Source organism: Vicinamibacterales bacterium (genome assembly GCA_036496585.1).
Classification (GTDB): domain Bacteria; phylum Acidobacteriota; class Vicinamibacteria; order Vicinamibacterales; family 2-12-FULL-66-21; genus JAICSD01.
On record DASXLB010000057.1, the window covers coordinates 1 to 16,620 of the forward strand.

Below are 16,620 nucleotides of genomic sequence, written 5' to 3' on the forward strand. Positions count from 1 at the left end.
GCCCTAATCCTTCGTCAGCTCGGCTCGCACCTTTGCCGCCAACAGGTCGAGTTGGTTTTGAATTTGCGCGATTCGCTTCATCTGCACGTTGAGCTGCGCGTACACGTCATCGAAGTGCTTCATGATCATGTCGAGCACGCCGTCCTCATTGAGGGGGCCAGGTACGCCGCGCGGCCCCTTGGAGCCTGGCCGCCCGATCTTGCCCCTCCGCCCAACAGGGCCAGTTCGCCCACTCGCGCCTGTCGGGCCTTGTGCGCCGCGTTTCCCGGGGGGGCCTTTTGGCCCTGCTCGTCCTTTCAATCCTCTCCTGCCTCTCTGTCCCTGCGGTCCTCGCGATGACCTTGCCACGAATGCCTCCACCGTCCACGCTGTTAAGAAAGGGACGCGCCGCTGCATCCTTTGTTACAAGGCGCGCGCCAACGAACGGCGGCGCCAGCAGCGCACTTTCGCTGCGTCAGAGAAACGCGGCATGCCCCTAGCGGACGGTAAGAGGCTGGTAACAGGTAGGCCGCGGCCCTCCGGAGCCGAAGGTTGCGGGTTCGAGCCCTGCCGGGCGCACCAACTCTATCCGAGAGGCTTCGCCCCTCGGATCCCCCGACAGCGTCGCTCGGGGGCACGCTTCGCGGCCCGCTCCGCTGGCTCACTCGCGGCGCTCGTTCGCGAGCCTTATCGTGAGAGGTTCCGGATCCTAGCGGGGGCGCCATTTTCTGCTAAACTGCGGGTCCCCGGGCAACTCCACGCTGTCTCCTCTCGGAGTTGCAGATGACTCACCGCCTGTTCTGTCTGCTCCTTGTCCTTTCCGCCGGCTGTAGCTCAATGGCTGCGACCCAGGATCTGTCGGGTCAGTGGTCATTCACGGTTGAGCGTGATCCCGCGTTGGGGATCAGCGGGGCTGCTGTCGAGTGCGCAATGCGTCAGCGGCGGAGCGAACTGACCCTCAAATGTGAAAAACGCAGCGACGAGATACGCGGGGAACTGCGTGGCCGAACGGTTCTGTTTCGGCTGGAGAAGACGGGCATTCCCCCGATGGTGAAAGATGTCGTGGTGGCGACCCACACCGGGGAACTGAATGAATCCGGAACTAGGATAACGGGCGTCCTCACGATTGTCAGCTCCGTCCTGGACGTCAAGCTCAAGTTCGTAGCGGAGAAGCTCCGGTGAGAACTTGCTGCCAATGGGCTCTCAGACGCCACGAGGCGTTATGAAACTCCAGCCCGGTGGGCGGCTTGACGTCGGCGAGGATGCCCGCCGTCAAGGGCGATGACGTCGCCACGGCGGGAGCTTTTTGGGAAGCGAGCCCCGAAACAATGGCGGGGAGCTCAGGCGGCCACCCCCGAGAACGGCGTCGTGTAACCAATCGAAGCGTCGCCCCGCACCAACACTCTGGTGTGCCCACCTCGACGGTCTAACGGTCCCCTCGGTTTCCCCTTACGCCCGCAGCCCTCCCTCGTCAGTTCTCAGTCTGTGGATCGTCGGTCAGCGGGTTGGTGGCGAAGCGCAAGTCCTCGACCACCCGGCCACCGATGAGGTGTTCCTGGATGATGCGCTCGGCGTTCTCGGGCGTCACGAACCGGTACCACGTGCCCTCGGGGTAGACGACCGCGGTCGGTCCGTCGGTGCAGATGCGCAGGCAATTGCACTTGGTGCGGTAGCACGGTCCATCGGGTCCTGCGATGTTGAGCTCTTTCATCCGCTTCTTTACGTACTGCCACGTGGCATCGCCAGTCTCGGGATCGATGCAATCGGGCCCGACGCACACGAAGAGATGGCGGCGGAGCTTGCCGATTCCGAACTGTGCGACCGGCTGTGCTGGCGACTCGAACTTCTTCGGCATCGACAGAGATTTTACGGCACTCGGCTTGCTCAGGCGGAGGCAGGAGGTTCCATGGCCGACCGCGGGAATAAGCCCCAGCCAGACGACGACCCAACCGTTCGCATGAGCCACGACGATCAGGTGCGCGGGATTGCCGAGGAGGAGCGTCAGGAGCTCGAAGACGACGAGGACCTCGACGAAGAAGACGAGGATGAGGAGGGCGGCCCCTTCTCCTGAAAGGCACGCCGAGTCGCGGCCCGAGGGCCAAGGGGGCCCGCGACCGCCTAGTGTTGGTCGAGCACTGCCTGCAGATCTGCGGGAGGCGACGTCCTCAGATCGGCCCAGAGGTCGCCGACTTCACGAAATCTCGCCAGAGCCGTGCGGATCGTGAAAGCGCGCGGGTCGAAGCCGGCGTCGATCTCTTTCCACGTGAGTGGCGTCGACACGCCGGCGAACTCGCTGGCGCGCGCGCTGTAGGCGGTTGCCAGCGTCTTGCCCTCGATGTTCTGCAGGTAGTCGATGTAGACCGTGCCTTTCGGGCGCTTCGTCACCGAACGTTCGACGGTCGCCTGCTTCGGGTGTCTGGTCGCGACCAGCGTGGCGACGATTTGGCAGAAGAGCATGCCCGACTCGTAGGAAGTGTCCGGAGGCAGCCGCAGATAGATGTGGAGCCCGCGCGAGCCTGACGTTTTCGGGAATCCGGACACCCCGAGGCGCCGCAGCTCGTCGCGGACCCAGCGCGCGATGTCCAGGACAGTCTCGAAGCTGGCGCCAGGGCCGGGATCGAGATCGATCGCCGTATAGTCGGCGTCGTGCGGCGAGCTGACGCGCGAGAACCACGGATCCTGAGAGATGGCAGCGAGCTGGGTCATCTCGAGCAGCGTCTTCAGCGTGCCGCCGACAAACTGCCGCGCGCCGCGCTCGCTCACCTTGTGCTGGTAGAACGCCTCGCCGGCGACGCCGTTCGGGAACCGCTTCATCACCAGCGGACGCTCCGCGACGCATGGCAGGATGAATGGCGCGACCTCGACGTAATAGCGGAGCAGTTCCCCTTTCGTGATTCCAGGGGCGAGCCCGCGTCCAGCCGCAGCGTCGGCGCGAGCGGGCCAGAACAACTTTGCGAGATTCGTCACCTTCACCGACTCGCCGCCAGGCAGCGTGACGAGACCGTCTTTCTTCGCCGCTTCCAGGCTGGTGAGCTGTTCGAGGATTGCCTGTAGTTCCAGGGTTGTTCGATGCGGAGCCGCCGAAACGGATCGCGGCTGTCGCGTGACGGCGGCCCGGTCGGCGCCTCGGCGCACGTCCTGGGCCGCCTTGTCGTCGCGGAGCCCCAGATACACGGGATGGCGCAGCCTGTGGTCCGCCGTCCACTCCGTGAACCGGATCTGCGCGACGAGCTCCGGGCGCACCCAGTGCGCGGGTTCGTTGGTCTTGATCGGCGCTGAAAAAGGCGATGTCTTCGTCGCGCGCGCCTTCAGCAGCCGCGAGAGCTTCGTCAGCTCTTTCTGATCGAAGCCGGTGCCGGTATGGCCGGCGTAGACGAGCTCGTCGCCTTCGTAGACGCCGAGCAGCAGTGCGCCGAAGTGCTGTCGCGTCTCGCGGGGTTCGGTCCAGCCGCCGACGACGAATTCCTCCTCGTGCAGCAGTTTGATCTTGCGCCACGCCGGTGAGCGGCGTCCCGGCTGGTAGGTCGAGGCCGCCTCCTTGGCGATCAGTCCCTCCCATCCTTCTTGCTGCGCCCGCGCGTACAGCTGGCGTCCGTCGCCTGCGACCTGTTCGCTGATCCGGACGATCGGCGCGGCGGCGTCGGGGGCCTTGGCCGTCAACGTCGCGAACAGTTTCTCGAGGTGCGCTCGTCTCTCGCTGAGCGGACGGCTCGTCAAATCCTGTTTGCCGTCGGCGAGGATGTCGAAGGCGATGAACGCGGCTGGTTGCGCCCGCTCCGCGCGTTCCACGTCGCGCGCGCCGAGCAGATGCATGCGGCCCTGCAGCCGCTGAAAGCCGGCCGGCTGGCCGCGCTCGTCGAGCGCGACGATCTCGCCGTCGAGCACCAGCGGCTGCTTGACCGCGCGCGCGGCGGCCGAGAGCGCCTGCGTCACCTCGGGAAACTGCGCCGTCTTCTCGTTGCCGTTACGCGACCACAGCCGTACCCCCGCTGGCTGGCCCCTCTTGCCCGGGTCGATTTCGACGAGCGCGCGGATGCCGTCGTACTTCGGTTCATAAACGAGCAGCCGGCTCTGGAGTGGTGCTTCTGCGAGCGTGGCCAGCATGGGAGACCGCACACAGGGAGACTACGCTGACAGCTCCCGACAGCTCAACTCCCTGGGAGCTGGGGTCTCCGCGGGCAGGGAAAGCCGCTTACCGGGCGACGTAGCGCGGGTCTGCGGTTACCCCCTCGCGACGTCTTCGCCAGGTGCGCGCAGCTCGAGTCGAGCGTAGACAGCCGGGGACGGCCGCAGGGTGATGAGCGGCTCGGGGCGGATGTCTTGACCCGGCAGCAGCGCCACGCGAAACCGCCGCGCGACGGCCGCGACAATCAGCTGCGCCTCGACTATCGCGAACTGGCTGCCGATGCAGCCGCGCGGACCACCGCCGAACGGGATGTAGGCGAATCGCGGCCGCGTCGATTCCTGCTCTGGCGCGAATCGATCTGGATCGAAGCGCTCCGGATCCGGCCAGAGCCGCGGCCGGCGATGCACCACGTACGGAATCAGGAATACGAGCGAGCCTTTCGCGATCCGGTAGCCGCCGATCTCATCGTCGCCCGTCGCCTGCCGCGAGAAGCCCCACGACGGCGGATAGAGCCGCAGCGATTCCTCGATGGCGCGGCGCGTCACGATCAGCCGATCGAGGTGTGCGAAACTCGGCCGGCCGCTGCCGACGACCTGGTCCACCTCGTCGGCGATGCCGCGTGCGGTGTCGGGATGCTGCGCCAGCAGATAGTAGGTCCACGACAGCGCCAGCGACGTCGTCTCGTGGCCGGCCAGCAGCATCGTCATGACCTCGTCGCGGAGCTGCCGGTCGGTCATCGCCGCGCCCGTTTCTTCGTCGCGCGCCGACAGGAGCATCGACAACAGATCCGGCTCGTCGCGGCCGGTCCGGCGGCGGTCGGCGATGATGCCGTAGACGACTGTTTCCAGTTCGGCGAGTGCGCGTCGGGAGCGGCGATTCGCCGGAAGTGGTAACGCCATTTCCAGCTTCGTCGCCCAGAGCGTCTCGCCGATCCGCCGGTTGATGATCGGCCACGTCCGGTTGACGATGTCCGCAGCCCCGCCGAGGCCGGTGCTGAACAGCGTCCGCACGATGATGGCTTGTGTGAGGCCGGTCATCTCTTCGACGATGTCGACAGTCGCGCCCTGCGCGGCGAGGCGGTCCCACCGCTCGAGCATCTGTTCGGTACAGTCGACCATCGCGTCGGCCATCGCCATCAGTCGCTGGCGGTGGAAGGCGGGCTGGGCGAGGCGGCGCTGGCGCAGCCACACGGCGTCTTCGCTCGTCAGCAGCCCGTTGCCGACGCCTTGGCGGAGCCTTTCGTAGATCGGACTCTTGTGGTAGTTGCGGGCGTTGTCCTGGAGGACGTGCCTGATGTCTGCCGGATCCAACACCATGTAGCCATGGTAAGGCCCGACCTTCATGTGAACGATGTCGCCGTATCGATCGGCCGCGTCGAGAAAGGTGCGAATCGGATTCGAGCGCAGGTGCGGCAGTACTCCAATGAACGGATAGCCGCGAGGTCCGGGAGGGTACACGTCGACGCGATTATAGGGCTGGCGAGCCGGTGCCTGAGCGGCGGCGGTTCCGTCGCTCTCAGCCGGAGGACGAGGTCGCGATCGTCGCCGCCAGCCGCGTCGCGGAACGGCTCAGCGGCGTTTCACGCCGGCGGCGGTGCTCACCAGGGCGATGAGCGCGTCGTGTGACGGGGGCGACCAGCGGCTGCCCATCTGTTGAGCGAGCGCGCCGACGTCGCTGAAACGGCCGGCTTCGGCCCATCGCACGAACCGCGCCGCCTCGCGCTGGAACCGCCGCCACTCGTCGGGCGAGGCGTCTTCGCGGAAGGCCTGCAGCGCGGCGTCGGGACTGCCGTACTCGGCGGCAAAATCCTCGTGCAGGTAGCCGCTGAAGACTCGCGTCAGTTCAGGGAATTCCGCCGTCGCCGCGCGCGTCATCGGCTCGCCTCCGGATACGACGTCAATACGTAGGCGCGCGCCCGCCGCTCGTCCCAGCGCAGAACGACCAGAGCGCGATCGCAGGCGACGGCGGTCGTCCGGCCGCGCCCCATCGATCGGCCAATGACGCGATCGGCGCGATAGCGCAGCACGAAGTTCGGCCGCCGGCCGCGGCGCTCGCGCCAGGCGGCCAACGACGGGGTCTCGGCGGCGAGCGCCGCGCCGACGACTGTTTCGGCCGCGGCGCGATCGGTGTATGTGGATGCGCTCGAGATCTGCGGCTCGCGGCGGAGACGCTCGATCAGGTCGGCATCGCTCCGCCCGACGTGGCGCTCGAGGGTGTGACCGCCCATCGCCTCGTCGGCTGACAGATCGTGGCTGGTCGGCGACGGCACCGTCCGGCGCTCGGCCGCCGCTGGTGCCGACGCCGTGCTGGCTGGCGGCGCGGCGCGCTGTTGGATGGGAGCCGTGCCGGAGGAATCGCAGCCGGCCAATGCCAGGACGAGAAGCGCCGCCGCAGCACAGGCACCGCGCACCGCACGCCCCGGATCAGGGCGGTCCCTTCTCGATGACGGCGGCGTGGAACAGCGAGGTCGGACCATCAGCGAGTTCATGTCCGGTGTACGAGATGTGTCCCACTGTATCCCCATTCGATCCGCGCGCGCGGCCCTGGCGATCGGGCGGCGGTCGTGTCCTCAGGACCGCGACGTCGCCTGACTGAGCTTGTGTGTATTGCGGAGATTTTTGAGGGAAAGAGTCGAGTTGGCGGAAACCGCATCAACGACCCCCTTCGCCCAAGGCAGGTCGTCGTGGCCACAAGTCGTCCGTTCCCACTCCCCGTGCGGAACTCAGAAATCCACAGGGTGGTACACTTCCCTCATGTTTCGGCGGAATCGGCCAGGGCTGGCCAGTCAGTTCGGCTCGCTCGAGCTGCGGGTGCTCGACGCGCTGTGGGCGCTCGGGAGGGAAGCGGCGGTGCGCGATGTGCTAGAGGCGTTTCCGACCGCCGCCTACACGACCGTCATGACGACGATGGAACGGCTGCACCGCAAGGGGGTGCTGACGAGGCGCAAGGACGGGCGGGCCTTCCTCTACGCGCCGGTGGCGTCGCGCGACGCGATGGAGTCGGGGCTGGTGGCGCACACGCTGGAGCCGCTGCTTCGGGGCGGCCGGGCCCAGCCAATCCTTTCCTACTTCGTCGACGAGGTCAGCCGCCACGACGATCGGCTGCTCGATGAACTCGAACGGCTCGTCCGCGAGAAGCGTCGACAACAGGACGCGCCGCCCGAGGAGGACCGGTGAATTACTGGCGGCTCGCCGGCGTCAGCGCGCTCTCGGCCTTCGCCCTGTTCACACTGGCGGGCGGTATCCTGGCGCGCGCCGCCGCGATGCTCCTCGACCGCCGGCTGGCACGGGCGGCCGCCGCCTCGCGCGGACGGCTGCTGTTCGCGATTCAGATCTTTCCGCTCGCGGCCGCAACGGTTGCGGCGTTCGCCGTCGTGCTGCCGATTTTCCTGTGGTTCGAAGAGCGTGACACGATCGAGCCGATCAATCGCACGCTCGGCCTATTGGCCCTGGTCGGCGGTGCGCTGTTGTGCCGGGCGATCTGGCTGGCCAGCTCCGCGTGGCGCGCGACGACGGCAGTCGTTCGCGGCTGGCAGCGGAACGGACGGCTCGTCGAAGGCCTGGCGACCGACGTACCCTGCTACGCGATTGACGAGGCGTTTCCACTCGTGGCGGTCGCCGGCCTCGTTCGTCCCCGCCTTTTCATCGCCGAGCGCGTACTGCGCGAGTTCCCGGCCGACGAAATCGCTGCGATGGTCGCGCACGAGTGCGCGCACGTCGCGGCGCGGGACAACGTCAAACGGCTGTTGCTGCGCGCCTGTCCCGACGTGATCGTCAGGCCGCGCCTCGAGCGCGACTGGGCGGCCGCCGCCGAAGAAGCCGCCGACGACAGCGCCACAGCCGTTCACCCCGCGACGCGCCTGCACCTGGCACGCGCGCTCATCCAGGCCGCGCGCCTGGCCACGCCGTCGACGCCGCAGCTCGCCAGCGCGTTCTACCGGGGTGGCAGCATCGAGGTGCGCGTCCGCCGGCTCATCGAGCCCGTCCCCACACCACCCGCGGCGCACTCCCACCGCCTCGCGGCGGCGATCACGTGCGTTCTTTTGGCGGCGGCCCTCATCGCCGCGGCGCCGTCGCTGCACGGGCTGATGGAGCAGGCGGTTCAGCTGCTCCCCTGAGCTGACGTTCGACGCGCCGCGATTCGCTGCGGCGTCCCCTTCTGCGAGTCGACGATCTACGACTACTGGTAGTAGATCGTTCCCGCCCGATAGAGTTTTTACACCATGTCTCCCCGGCTGCTGGCAGTGGACCTCCACTACAACGACACCTCGCGCACCGTCGTCCGGGAATTCCACAACGGCATGCGCCGGCCGCTGATCCGCCCGGGCGACGGCGATCTGCTCAAGGCGGATGACGATCGCGCCAAGTGGCACGATCTGCGGCTCGACGTCGGCGGCGCCATCATCACCGGCACGCTCGACAGCCAGAAGGTGCTGACGTACACGTTCGGCAGCGCGCCCCAACCCGGGCGCAACGGCGCGCTCCCGAACGACGATCTCTATCCCGGGAAGAACCCGGTCATGCGGGCGCCGATCGCCGGCAGGGTGGGTCTGTGGTCGAAGACGGACTCCACCAGTTATTTCAAAGACTACGTCGTTGTGGCGAAGTGAGGAACTGAACGTGCTGAGAGTGCTGAAGATACTGAAGGTGCTGGCGCCCGCGATGATGTTCGTGCTGCCGGTGCTCAGTCCCGGAGTCGCCGCCGCGCAATCGCCCAACACCGGATCGATCGTCGTCGTCGTGGTCGATCAGAGCGGCGGCAGGGTCAAGGACGCGAAGGTCACGGTCACGAACACGGCGACAGGGGCGGTTCGCGAAGCCATGTCGAACGCGGAAGGTTCCGCGACGATGCCGACGCTCTCGTTGACCGGGCGCTACAAAGTCGAGGTCGCCAAGGACGGGTTCACCGCCGAAGACGTGCCGGGGCTGACGCTGCGTGCCGGCGTGACGGCGACCGTCAAAGTAAAACTCGTCGTCAGCGGCGGCAAGAGCGACGTCACGGTCTATGGCACGACCGAGGGCGTCCGCGCCGACGCCCAGATCGGCAAGCGTATCGACGCCGCGGCCATCGACGAGACGCCCATTCTCGGCCGCAAGCTGACCACCCTGCCGCTGTTCAGCTCCGCATTCCGGCAGGGCAAGGGCACCGGCGATCTGTTCGTCAATGCCACGTACTTCGTGACCGGGGCCGGCAGCCGCCGCACGGTGACCTACATGCTCGACGGCGCGAACAACGACGAGGGCTGGGGGCGGCAGACGATGCTCGCCAATGTGCCGGTGGGAGCCGTCCAGGAAGTCACCGTGCTGTCGAACGCGTTCTCGGCCGAGTACGGCTTCACGGCGGGTCCCGCACTCAACATCGTGACCAAGTCGGGCACGAATCAGCTGCGCGGCGAAGGCCTGTACATGGGCCGGCCGGGCGGCTGGCAGGCGACCTCGTTTTCGACGAAGAACTTCTGTCCGCCGTCCATCTCCACCTGCACGGTGCCGGATGCGCTCACCTCGATCCTGCCGGTCGACATCCCGGACAAGCTGAATCAGTACTCGGGATCGGCCGGCGGCGCGATCAAGAAGGACAAGACGTTCTTCTTCGCCGCGGCGGACTACACGCAGCAGGACCGCACGGTGGCGCTGTCGAGCACGCTGCCGCCGTTCGTGCTCGACAACGGCAGCCTTACCTACGTCGGCCAGTACCGCTCCGGGCTGGTCGACGCGCGCGTCGACGAGAAGGTCACCACCAACCAGACCCTGAGCTTCCGCGGCAACTACGATCATTTCTACGACACGAACCCGAACGACGCCGTGGTCGGCACGACGGCCCCGAGCGCGGCGCGCCGCTACACGCGGGGCGGCTGGACGTTCCAGACCAACCTCGTCTCGGTCGTGAATTCGCACATGCTGAACGAAGCGCGCGTCGGCTACACCGACGGCGACCCGGTCACGAAGTGGGAATCGATCGAGTCCACCACCGTCTACCAGAGGACGGCCGGATCGGTACCGTTCAAGATCGGCGCGAATCAGTTCACCGACGTCTACAGCCGCCAGGCGCAGTTCTCGGACACGCTGTCGTGGTCGCACGGCACCCACGACTTCCGGTTCGGCGGCAATCTCGCGCGACATCTGTCGGGCGGCGTCGGCACGGAGCCAGGGCAGGCGTTGGGCGGCACGTTCACGTTCGTCGGGACCGGCGCGTCCTCGACGCTGCCGTTCGATCAGCTGACGATCAACGACGTGCAGAACTACTCGCAGCCGTACAGCCTGGGGCAACCGGCGGCCTACACGCTCAACCAGTGGCTGGGCGTCGCGTTCGCCCAGGACAAGTACCGCGTGACCAGCGATCTGACGCTCGATCTCGGCCTGCGCTACGACGTGCAGACGCTCACCGACTCGCGGGCGAACTTCGAGCCGCGGGTCGGGTTCGGCTGGCATCCTGGCGGGGATCCTCGACTGTCGATCCGTGGCGGCTACGGGTCGTACTACACGCAGATTCAGTCGAACCTGATCGCCGGATATCTGCAGAGCGGCCTCGACGGCTTCACCACCTACACCGCGACGCCGGGGCAGGTCGGCTTCCCGACGTGCTTGACGTGCGTCCCAATCGTCTTCGAGGGCAACGCGACCACACTGCCGGCCCGCAACATCACGATCATAGCGGGCAGGCGCGATTACTACACCGCGCAGTTCCCGCAGTACGGCCTGGATTTCACGAAGGTCCCGAACTATCCCGATGAACTGCGCAATCCGCATTCACAGGTCGTCTCGTTCGGCGCCGAGCGCGAGATCATGCACGGACTCTTCGCCGGCGCCGACTACGTCCATCAGCACTGGTCGGATCTGGTTCGCACCGTCGACCTCAACGCGCCGTCGGTCTTCGATCGGACGGCGCCGGGCCAGGTCCGGACGGCGGCGCAGGCCGATCTGACGCGTCCGATCGTGCCGGTGACCGGCGGCGTCCGCAACATCAACACGATCATGAATCTCGGCGAGGCCGACTACGACGGGCTCCAGACCGACATCAGCTACCGCGGCAGCACGCGCTGGTACGCGGCGCTGAGCTACACCCTGTCGAAGGCCACGAACACGACCGAGCCGGATGGCAACGGCATCGGGCCCAACGACGCGAACATTGCGCAGCTCGGGGAGCAGGAGCGCGGACTCAGCCTTCTCGATCAGCGTCATCGCGCCGTGATCAGCTTCACCTACAACCTGCCGTACAACATCTCGGCCGGGACGGTCGCGCAGGTCGCCTCGGCGCGGCCGGTCAACTCGACGACCGGCGTCGACAACAACGGTGACGGCGCGACCAACGATCGGCCCGTGATCAACGGCGCGGTCATCGGCAAATCGGCGTTCACGGGAACCGGCACCCAGGATGTAGCGGTGTTCGTCGAGGACCGCATCAAGATGGGCGGGCGTACCCTGATGCTGCGCCTCGAGGGATTCAACCTCTTCAACCACGCAAACATGCTCGGCCGCGGCAATACGACGTACGGCGATACCGGCGCGGCGTCGAACACGTTCGGGCAGTTCGCAACGTTGTCGGGGTCGACGGCGATTCCGGCGTTCGCCAACATCGATCCGCCGCGGATGTTCCAGATTCAGATCAGATATCTCTTTTAGTGACAAGAGGTTGGAGGTTGCGCCACCCAGGGCCCAAACTCCAGCCTCCGACCGACCGATAATGGCCCTATGGCTGCACGACCGACCTGGAAGGGCTTCCTCAAGATCTCGCTCGTGAACATCCCGGTGCGGGTGTTCCCCGCGACCGACTCCGCGGCGACCGTCAGCTTCAACCAGCTCCACGGCGAGTGCCAGACGCGCATTCAGCAGAAGCGCTGGTGCCCGCACTGCGAGCGGGAAGTGCCGCTGTCGGAGATCGTCAAGGGCTACGAGTTCGAGAAGGGGCGCTACGTCGTGATGGACGAGGACGACCTCGCCAAGGTGCGCCCGGAGTCGACTCGCGTCATCGACCTGGTGCAGTTCACGCCGGTCGAGTCGATCGATCCGATCTATGTCGAGCGGCCGTACTATCTCGCGCCCGACGGCCAGATGGCCCGGGAATCGTTCGCGGTGATGCGTGAAGGCATGAAGGGCAAGGCCGGCATAGGCAAGCTGGCGCTCTACGGTCGGGAGTATCTCGTCGCGGTGCAGCCCAAGGACAAGGGGATGGTGATGTACACCATGCGGCGCGCCAACGAGATCCGCAGCATGGATCAGATCGACGAGCTCGAAGGCGTGCCGTCGAAGGTCAAGCCCGAAGAGATCAAGCTGGCCAAGCAGGTGATCTCGAATTTCGAGGGAGAGCTGGATCTCGGCGAGTACAAGGACGCCTACCAGGAAGAGCTGCAGCGGATCATCGACGCGAAGATCGCCGGGCAGGAGGTGGTCGCGACGCAGGAGGAGACGCCGCCGAAGGTGGTCAACCTGATGGACGCGCTGCGTCAGTCGCTCGACCGCGTCAGTTCGGGGAAGAAGAGGCCGGTGAAGGTCGAGTCCTCGGAGCCGGTGAAGACCAAGGCTGCCGCTCCGGCCAGGAAACGCGCGCGCGGCTAGACGCTCCCGTCACTGCCCACGAAACTGCTCGAAGATCTGGTCGCGGACGAACTGCGGGCTGGTGCCGGCGCCGGCGCGGATCGAGAGCGTCAGCGGCTCGCTGCCGCCGACGGCCACCGTCCACCGATCGGCGGCGGCCTGCGCCGTCACCGTCACCGGGCTTTCCCCCGCACCAAGCTCCCGAAGGGCATGCCGGGCGATCCGCTCGAGATCCTGCGCATCCATCTGATGCGCAGGATTCTATGGGTCAAGCTCAGCCGGGTCAATCACCCGGACTCAAGTCCTACTGGATGCTGACGTTGTCGAACGTGCACGTCGCGCTCGACGTGGTCGTGTGGCTCGTCACCGCGAGGCCCACGTAGACGTTGGGCGGCATCGAGAACGTGTCGCTCCCGACCAGCGTCCACGCGGCGCCGTCGGCCGACTCGTAGGCGGTAATGGTGTTGCCGCTGCGCGTCAGCTTCACCCAGCGCGGCGCGGCGGCGGTCGACCCGGTCGTGTTGGTGCTGGCCCCGCCGGTGGCCGTCCGCCGCTGGAACGCCGTCCCCTTCTGCGACGACACGAGCATCATCGCCTGCGCCGAAGACGCGTCGAGCGTTTGACGGATCATTACCGCCGCCTTCACCCACACCGCCACGTTCTGGATGCCGGTCACCCGCGCGACGATGCTGCGGTTGCCGCTCATCTGGGTGTAGACGTAATGGAATTGATCGGCCGTGCCCCAGATGTCCGCGCCGGACCCGGTCGCCGTGAACACGCCGTTCGAGTAGCTGCCGCTGCCCTGGACCGGGGGGGCGCCGATGTCCATCTGCGCCCAGCCGTTGGGGAGGGCCGTATTCGCGACCGTCACCGTCACGGCCGATGACGACGTGGTCGCGCCGCTGTTGTCGGTGGCGACTGTTGTCAGGCTATAAGTGCCGGCGGCGACGTTGGCCCAATTAAAGCTGTACGGCGACTTCGTCGTCGTGCCGAGCAGCGTCGAGCCGTTGTAGAAGGCGACCGAGGCGATCGAGCCGTCGCTGTCGCTGGCGCTCGCGGTGATCGCGATCGTCGCCGGCGCGGTGAATGCGGCGTTATTGGCCGGACTGGTGATCGCCGTCACCGGTGGATTGTTCGCGCCCGGGCTGACGGTGACGTTGACCGGTGCCGAGCCTGCCGTCAGGCCATCGTTGTCGGTCGCGACGGCGGTGAGCGTATAGGAACCGGCGGCGACGTTCGACCAGGTGAAGCTGTACGGCGCGGAGGTCGACGTGCCGAGCAGCGTCGACCCTGCGTAGAACTGCACCGCCGCCACAGTGCCGTCGCTGTCGGACGCTGAGGCCGTGAGCGTGATCGTGGCGGGCGCGACGTAGGTGGCGCCGTTAGCCGGGGCGGTCAGCGCCACGGTCGGGGGAACGCCACTGGCCGGTGTTACCGTGACGTTGTCGAACGTCGCGGTCGCGTTGGAGCCGGCCACGTGGCTCGAGACTCCAAGGCCGACACGGATCGTGGCGTTCAGCGAGAACGTATCGCTGCCGACCTGTGTCCAGGCCGCGCCGTCGGCGGAAACGGAGGCCGTGATCAGCGCGCCGGCCCGTACGAGCTTGACCCAGTAGGGTGCGGTCACCAGCGGCCCCGTGGTGCTGACGCTGGTCATGTTGCCGTCGGCTGTACGGCGCTGGAACGGCGCCCCCTTCGCAGCAGACGAGGCGACGAGCATGAAGGCCTGCGCTGAGGATGGCGAGGTCGAATTGCGGATCATCACGCCGGCCTTGGTCCACGCGTTCACGGCCTGGATGCTGGCGACGCGCGCGACAATGGTGCCATCGCCGGTCAGAGAGCGCGAGACGTAGTTGAGCGCGTCGGCCCCGCCCCAGACGTCGGCGCCCGCGCCGGTGACGCTGAAAGTGCCGCTGCTGAACGAGGCGGTGCCGACAGCGCCCGTCGAGCCGATGTCGCCGTCGGTCCAGCCGCTCGGGAGCGTGCTCGCACCGGTGGCCACGGTGATGGTCACCGCCGCCGAGGAGGTGAAGGCATTGCCGTTATCGGTGGCGACCGCGGTCAGCGAGTAGCTGCCCGCCGGGACATTCGACCACGTGACGCTGTAGGGAGCCGTCGTCGCGCTGCCGATGAGCGTCGAGCCCTGATAGAAATCCACGCGGGCGATTGTGCCGTCGCTGTCGGCCGCTGTGGCGGCCACGGTGACGGTCGCCGGCGCCACGAACGAGGCGTTGTTGGCCGGCGCGGTGATCGAAACGGACGGCGGGTTGTTGCTGGTGGCCGTGCCGGCCGTCTGGAAGCTCCACACCGGTCCAGGCGCCGTCACGTAGGCCATCGTCTTGGAGACGATCTTCCAGTAGTAGGTGGTGCCCGGCTGCAGCGCCGGCAGCGCATACGTTCGGTAGTCGGTGCTGTACTGGCTCGGCCCGAGCTTGACGTTGCTCGTCAGCAGCGGCGGGTTGGGCGTGGTGCCGAAATAGATGTCGTAGATGTGCGCCCAGAGGCCCGCATTCCACGAGAGGCTCGTGCCTGTCGTCGGGACGTTGGTGGCGGCGCTGGCGGGGAGGTTGTAGACCGGAGCGTCGGGCGCGAGCGGCACGAACGCCTTCGTCTCGGGCGTGCCGTGTCCATTTGTCCACTTCCGGTTGAAGAGCTGCTGCAGCCACGTGAAGATCCACGGCTGCGTGGTGAACATGTTGTGCTCGCGCTGGCTGTCGCTCGAGGGAGACGTCCAGTTCGACGAGCCGAAGATCGACATACCCTGCGAGTAGAGCAGGATGCCCTTGGCGTGGTTGATCCCCTGGTGATCCTCCAGCCGGACCTGGACGCCGGCCTGGTACATCTTGTCGACGTTATAGGCGTCCCACAGGCGATCCGTGTTGCGGTATTCCCCTTCGTCGGTGATCAGCCGCACCGGGATGCCGCGCTGCACCTGCGCGATGATCCCGTCGCTCTGCTGCTCGTCGGTGATGCGGAACATGAACGCGTCGATCGCCTGCTGCTCCTGGGCGTAGGCGTTCAACGTCCGCGTGCGGTAGCTGTCGTCGGGCGGAAAATTCAGCTGCGCGTCGATCGGATAGGTCGGGAAGCTCCGGGTCAACGGCCCGGTCACGTTGGCGAAGTTGGCGAACTCGGTCGGGCTCGTCCACAGGTCGTCGAACCTGGTCATGAAGCTGTGGAGGAGCGACGGGTCGTTGGTGTAATAGACGATTTCGTCGGTGTAGTTGACCCAGGGCGTGTCGGGCACCATCTCGAACGGCGCGTAGTTCGCGCCAGCGAACTCCATCTGCCCCTGTCCGGCGAAGATCACCATCTTCCAGTGCAGGATGCCGCTCGTCGCGCGGTTGCGCATCGGGATGCCGGCGTTGGCGAGCTGCGTGTTCTGCGTCTCACAGGCTTGGTGCTCGCTGGTGCAGCGCGGGTCCATCAGCAGGCGGATCTTCACGCCGCGCTGCCAGGCCGCGACGAGGGCGTTGGCGTAGCGGGCATCGGTGATCATCCAGAAGCCCATGTCGATCTCGACTGTCTCCTGCTGGATGTAGGTGAGAATATCGGCGCGGCAGTCCTCGAACGTCGGATCGCACATCCGTTCCTGGGGTCCGAGCGTTTGTGCCGAGGCGGCGCGGGAGGTCGCGCCGATCAGGCCGATCCCGAGCAGCGCGGCAATCAGAAAGCTCTTCTTCACGGCCGCAGATATTGCGAGGGAAGTGCCAGTCGGTTGGGTGGGAAAGCACGGCACGGCGCCCCGGTTTGTGGCAGTTAACGGAAAGGGTTTTCCCTGATCCGGAGATTCGCTTCCACTGCGGTGCGGACCCGGGTTCTCAGACGCCCTTTCCCGGGCGCATTCGCCGCGACTCAGGGTTCTCTGTTACACTTGGTGGGTTCTACCGCTGCTATTTCGGCCGATGGTGGGTGTAGCTCAAAGGTAGAGCACCGGACTGTGGCTCCGGACGCTGCGGGTTCGAGTCCCGTCATCCACCCCAA

At 66.7% G+C, this 16,620-nt stretch carries 14 protein-coding genes and 1 tRNA gene; 7 read left to right on the top strand and 8 right to left on the bottom strand.

What is annotated here, in order from left to right; translation table 11 throughout:
* Window positions 1-3: 3 nt before the first annotated feature.
* On the bottom strand, window positions 4-138 hold the full coding sequence (locus VGI12_17310) for a hypothetical protein (protein ID HEY2434437.1): 135 nt from the start codon (window positions 136-138) through the stop codon (window positions 4-6).
* A 624-nt stretch (window positions 139-762) separates the two neighbouring features.
* Here VGI12_17310 and VGI12_17315 point away from each other — a divergent pair.
* Window positions 763-1,161 (top strand): hypothetical protein, encoded by a 399-nt coding sequence (locus VGI12_17315; GenBank protein ID HEY2434438.1) that lies wholly within the window; start codon window positions 763-765, stop codon window positions 1,159-1,161.
* Between the two features lie 289 nt (window positions 1,162-1,450).
* Here the strand turns inward: VGI12_17315 and VGI12_17320 are convergent, their stop codons facing one another.
* The 5 genes from VGI12_17320 to VGI12_17340 form a co-directional block, all read right to left on the bottom strand.
* Complete coding sequence (locus VGI12_17320) at window positions 1,451-1,834, bottom strand: ferredoxin (GenBank protein HEY2434439.1); 384 nt, start codon at window positions 1,832-1,834, stop codon at window positions 1,451-1,453.
* Between the two features lie 263 nt (window positions 1,835-2,097).
* Window positions 2,098-4,095: a DNA ligase D gene (gene ligD / locus VGI12_17325; GenBank protein HEY2434440.1), complete on the bottom strand. Its 1,998-nt coding sequence runs from the start codon at window positions 4,093-4,095 to the stop codon at window positions 2,098-2,100.
* A 105-nt stretch (window positions 4,096-4,200) separates the two neighbouring features.
* Entirely contained in the window at window positions 4,201-5,562 is a 1,362-nt protein-coding gene (locus VGI12_17330) for a cytochrome P450 (GenBank protein ID HEY2434441.1), read from the bottom strand.
* Between the two features lie 111 nt (window positions 5,563-5,673).
* Entirely contained in the window at window positions 5,674-5,979 is a 306-nt protein-coding gene (locus VGI12_17335; GenBank protein HEY2434442.1) for a contact-dependent growth inhibition system immunity protein, read from the bottom strand.
* A complete protein-coding gene (locus tag VGI12_17340; GenBank protein HEY2434443.1) occupies window positions 5,976-6,515 on the bottom strand; it encodes an RNase A-like domain-containing protein in 540 nt (179 codons plus the stop codon). Before VGI12_17340 ends, VGI12_17335 begins: the two co-directional genes overlap by 4 nt.
* A gap of 343 nt (window positions 6,516-6,858) precedes the next feature.
* Between VGI12_17340 and VGI12_17345 the strand changes: the two genes are divergently transcribed.
* From VGI12_17345 to VGI12_17365, 5 genes are all read left to right on the top strand, one after another.
* The gene (locus VGI12_17345) at window positions 6,859-7,281 is read left to right on the top strand and encodes a BlaI/MecI/CopY family transcriptional regulator (protein HEY2434444.1); all 423 of its coding nucleotides are present in this window, start codon (window positions 6,859-6,861) and stop codon (window positions 7,279-7,281) included.
* Entirely contained in the window at window positions 7,278-8,222 is a 945-nt protein-coding gene (locus tag VGI12_17350; GenBank protein ID HEY2434445.1) for a hypothetical protein, read from the top strand. The genes VGI12_17345 and VGI12_17350 overlap by 4 nt, the downstream gene beginning before the upstream one ends.
* A gap of 105 nt (window positions 8,223-8,327) precedes the next feature.
* Window positions 8,328-8,714 carry a hypothetical protein gene (locus VGI12_17355; protein ID HEY2434446.1) on the top strand — a complete coding sequence of 129 codons (387 nt, stop codon included), beginning with the start codon at window positions 8,328-8,330 and terminating at the stop codon, window positions 8,712-8,714.
* A gap of 10 nt (window positions 8,715-8,724) precedes the next feature.
* Window positions 8,725-11,724: a TonB-dependent receptor gene (locus VGI12_17360; GenBank protein HEY2434447.1), complete on the top strand. Its 3,000-nt coding sequence runs from the start codon at window positions 8,725-8,727 to the stop codon at window positions 11,722-11,724.
* A 69-nt stretch (window positions 11,725-11,793) separates the two neighbouring features.
* Complete coding sequence (locus VGI12_17365) at window positions 11,794-12,657, top strand: Ku protein (GenBank protein ID HEY2434448.1); 864 nt, start codon at window positions 11,794-11,796, stop codon at window positions 12,655-12,657.
* Between the two features lie 9 nt (window positions 12,658-12,666).
* Here the strand turns inward: VGI12_17365 and VGI12_17370 are convergent, their stop codons facing one another.
* Together VGI12_17370 and VGI12_17375 are read right to left on the bottom strand one after the other, a co-directional pair.
* Window positions 12,667-12,882: a hypothetical protein gene (locus VGI12_17370; protein ID HEY2434449.1), complete on the bottom strand. Its 216-nt coding sequence runs from the start codon at window positions 12,880-12,882 to the stop codon at window positions 12,667-12,669.
* 58 nt (window positions 12,883-12,940) lie between these two features.
* Window positions 12,941-16,321, bottom strand: coding sequence for an Ig-like domain-containing protein (locus VGI12_17375; GenBank protein ID HEY2434450.1), 3,381 nt, complete (start codon window positions 16,319-16,321; stop codon window positions 12,941-12,943).
* 223 nt (window positions 16,322-16,544) lie between these two features.
* Between VGI12_17375 and VGI12_17380 the strand changes: the two genes are divergently transcribed.
* Window positions 16,545-16,619: transfer RNA gene (locus tag VGI12_17380), tRNA-His, on the top strand.
* Window position 16,620 lies beyond the last annotated feature (1 nt).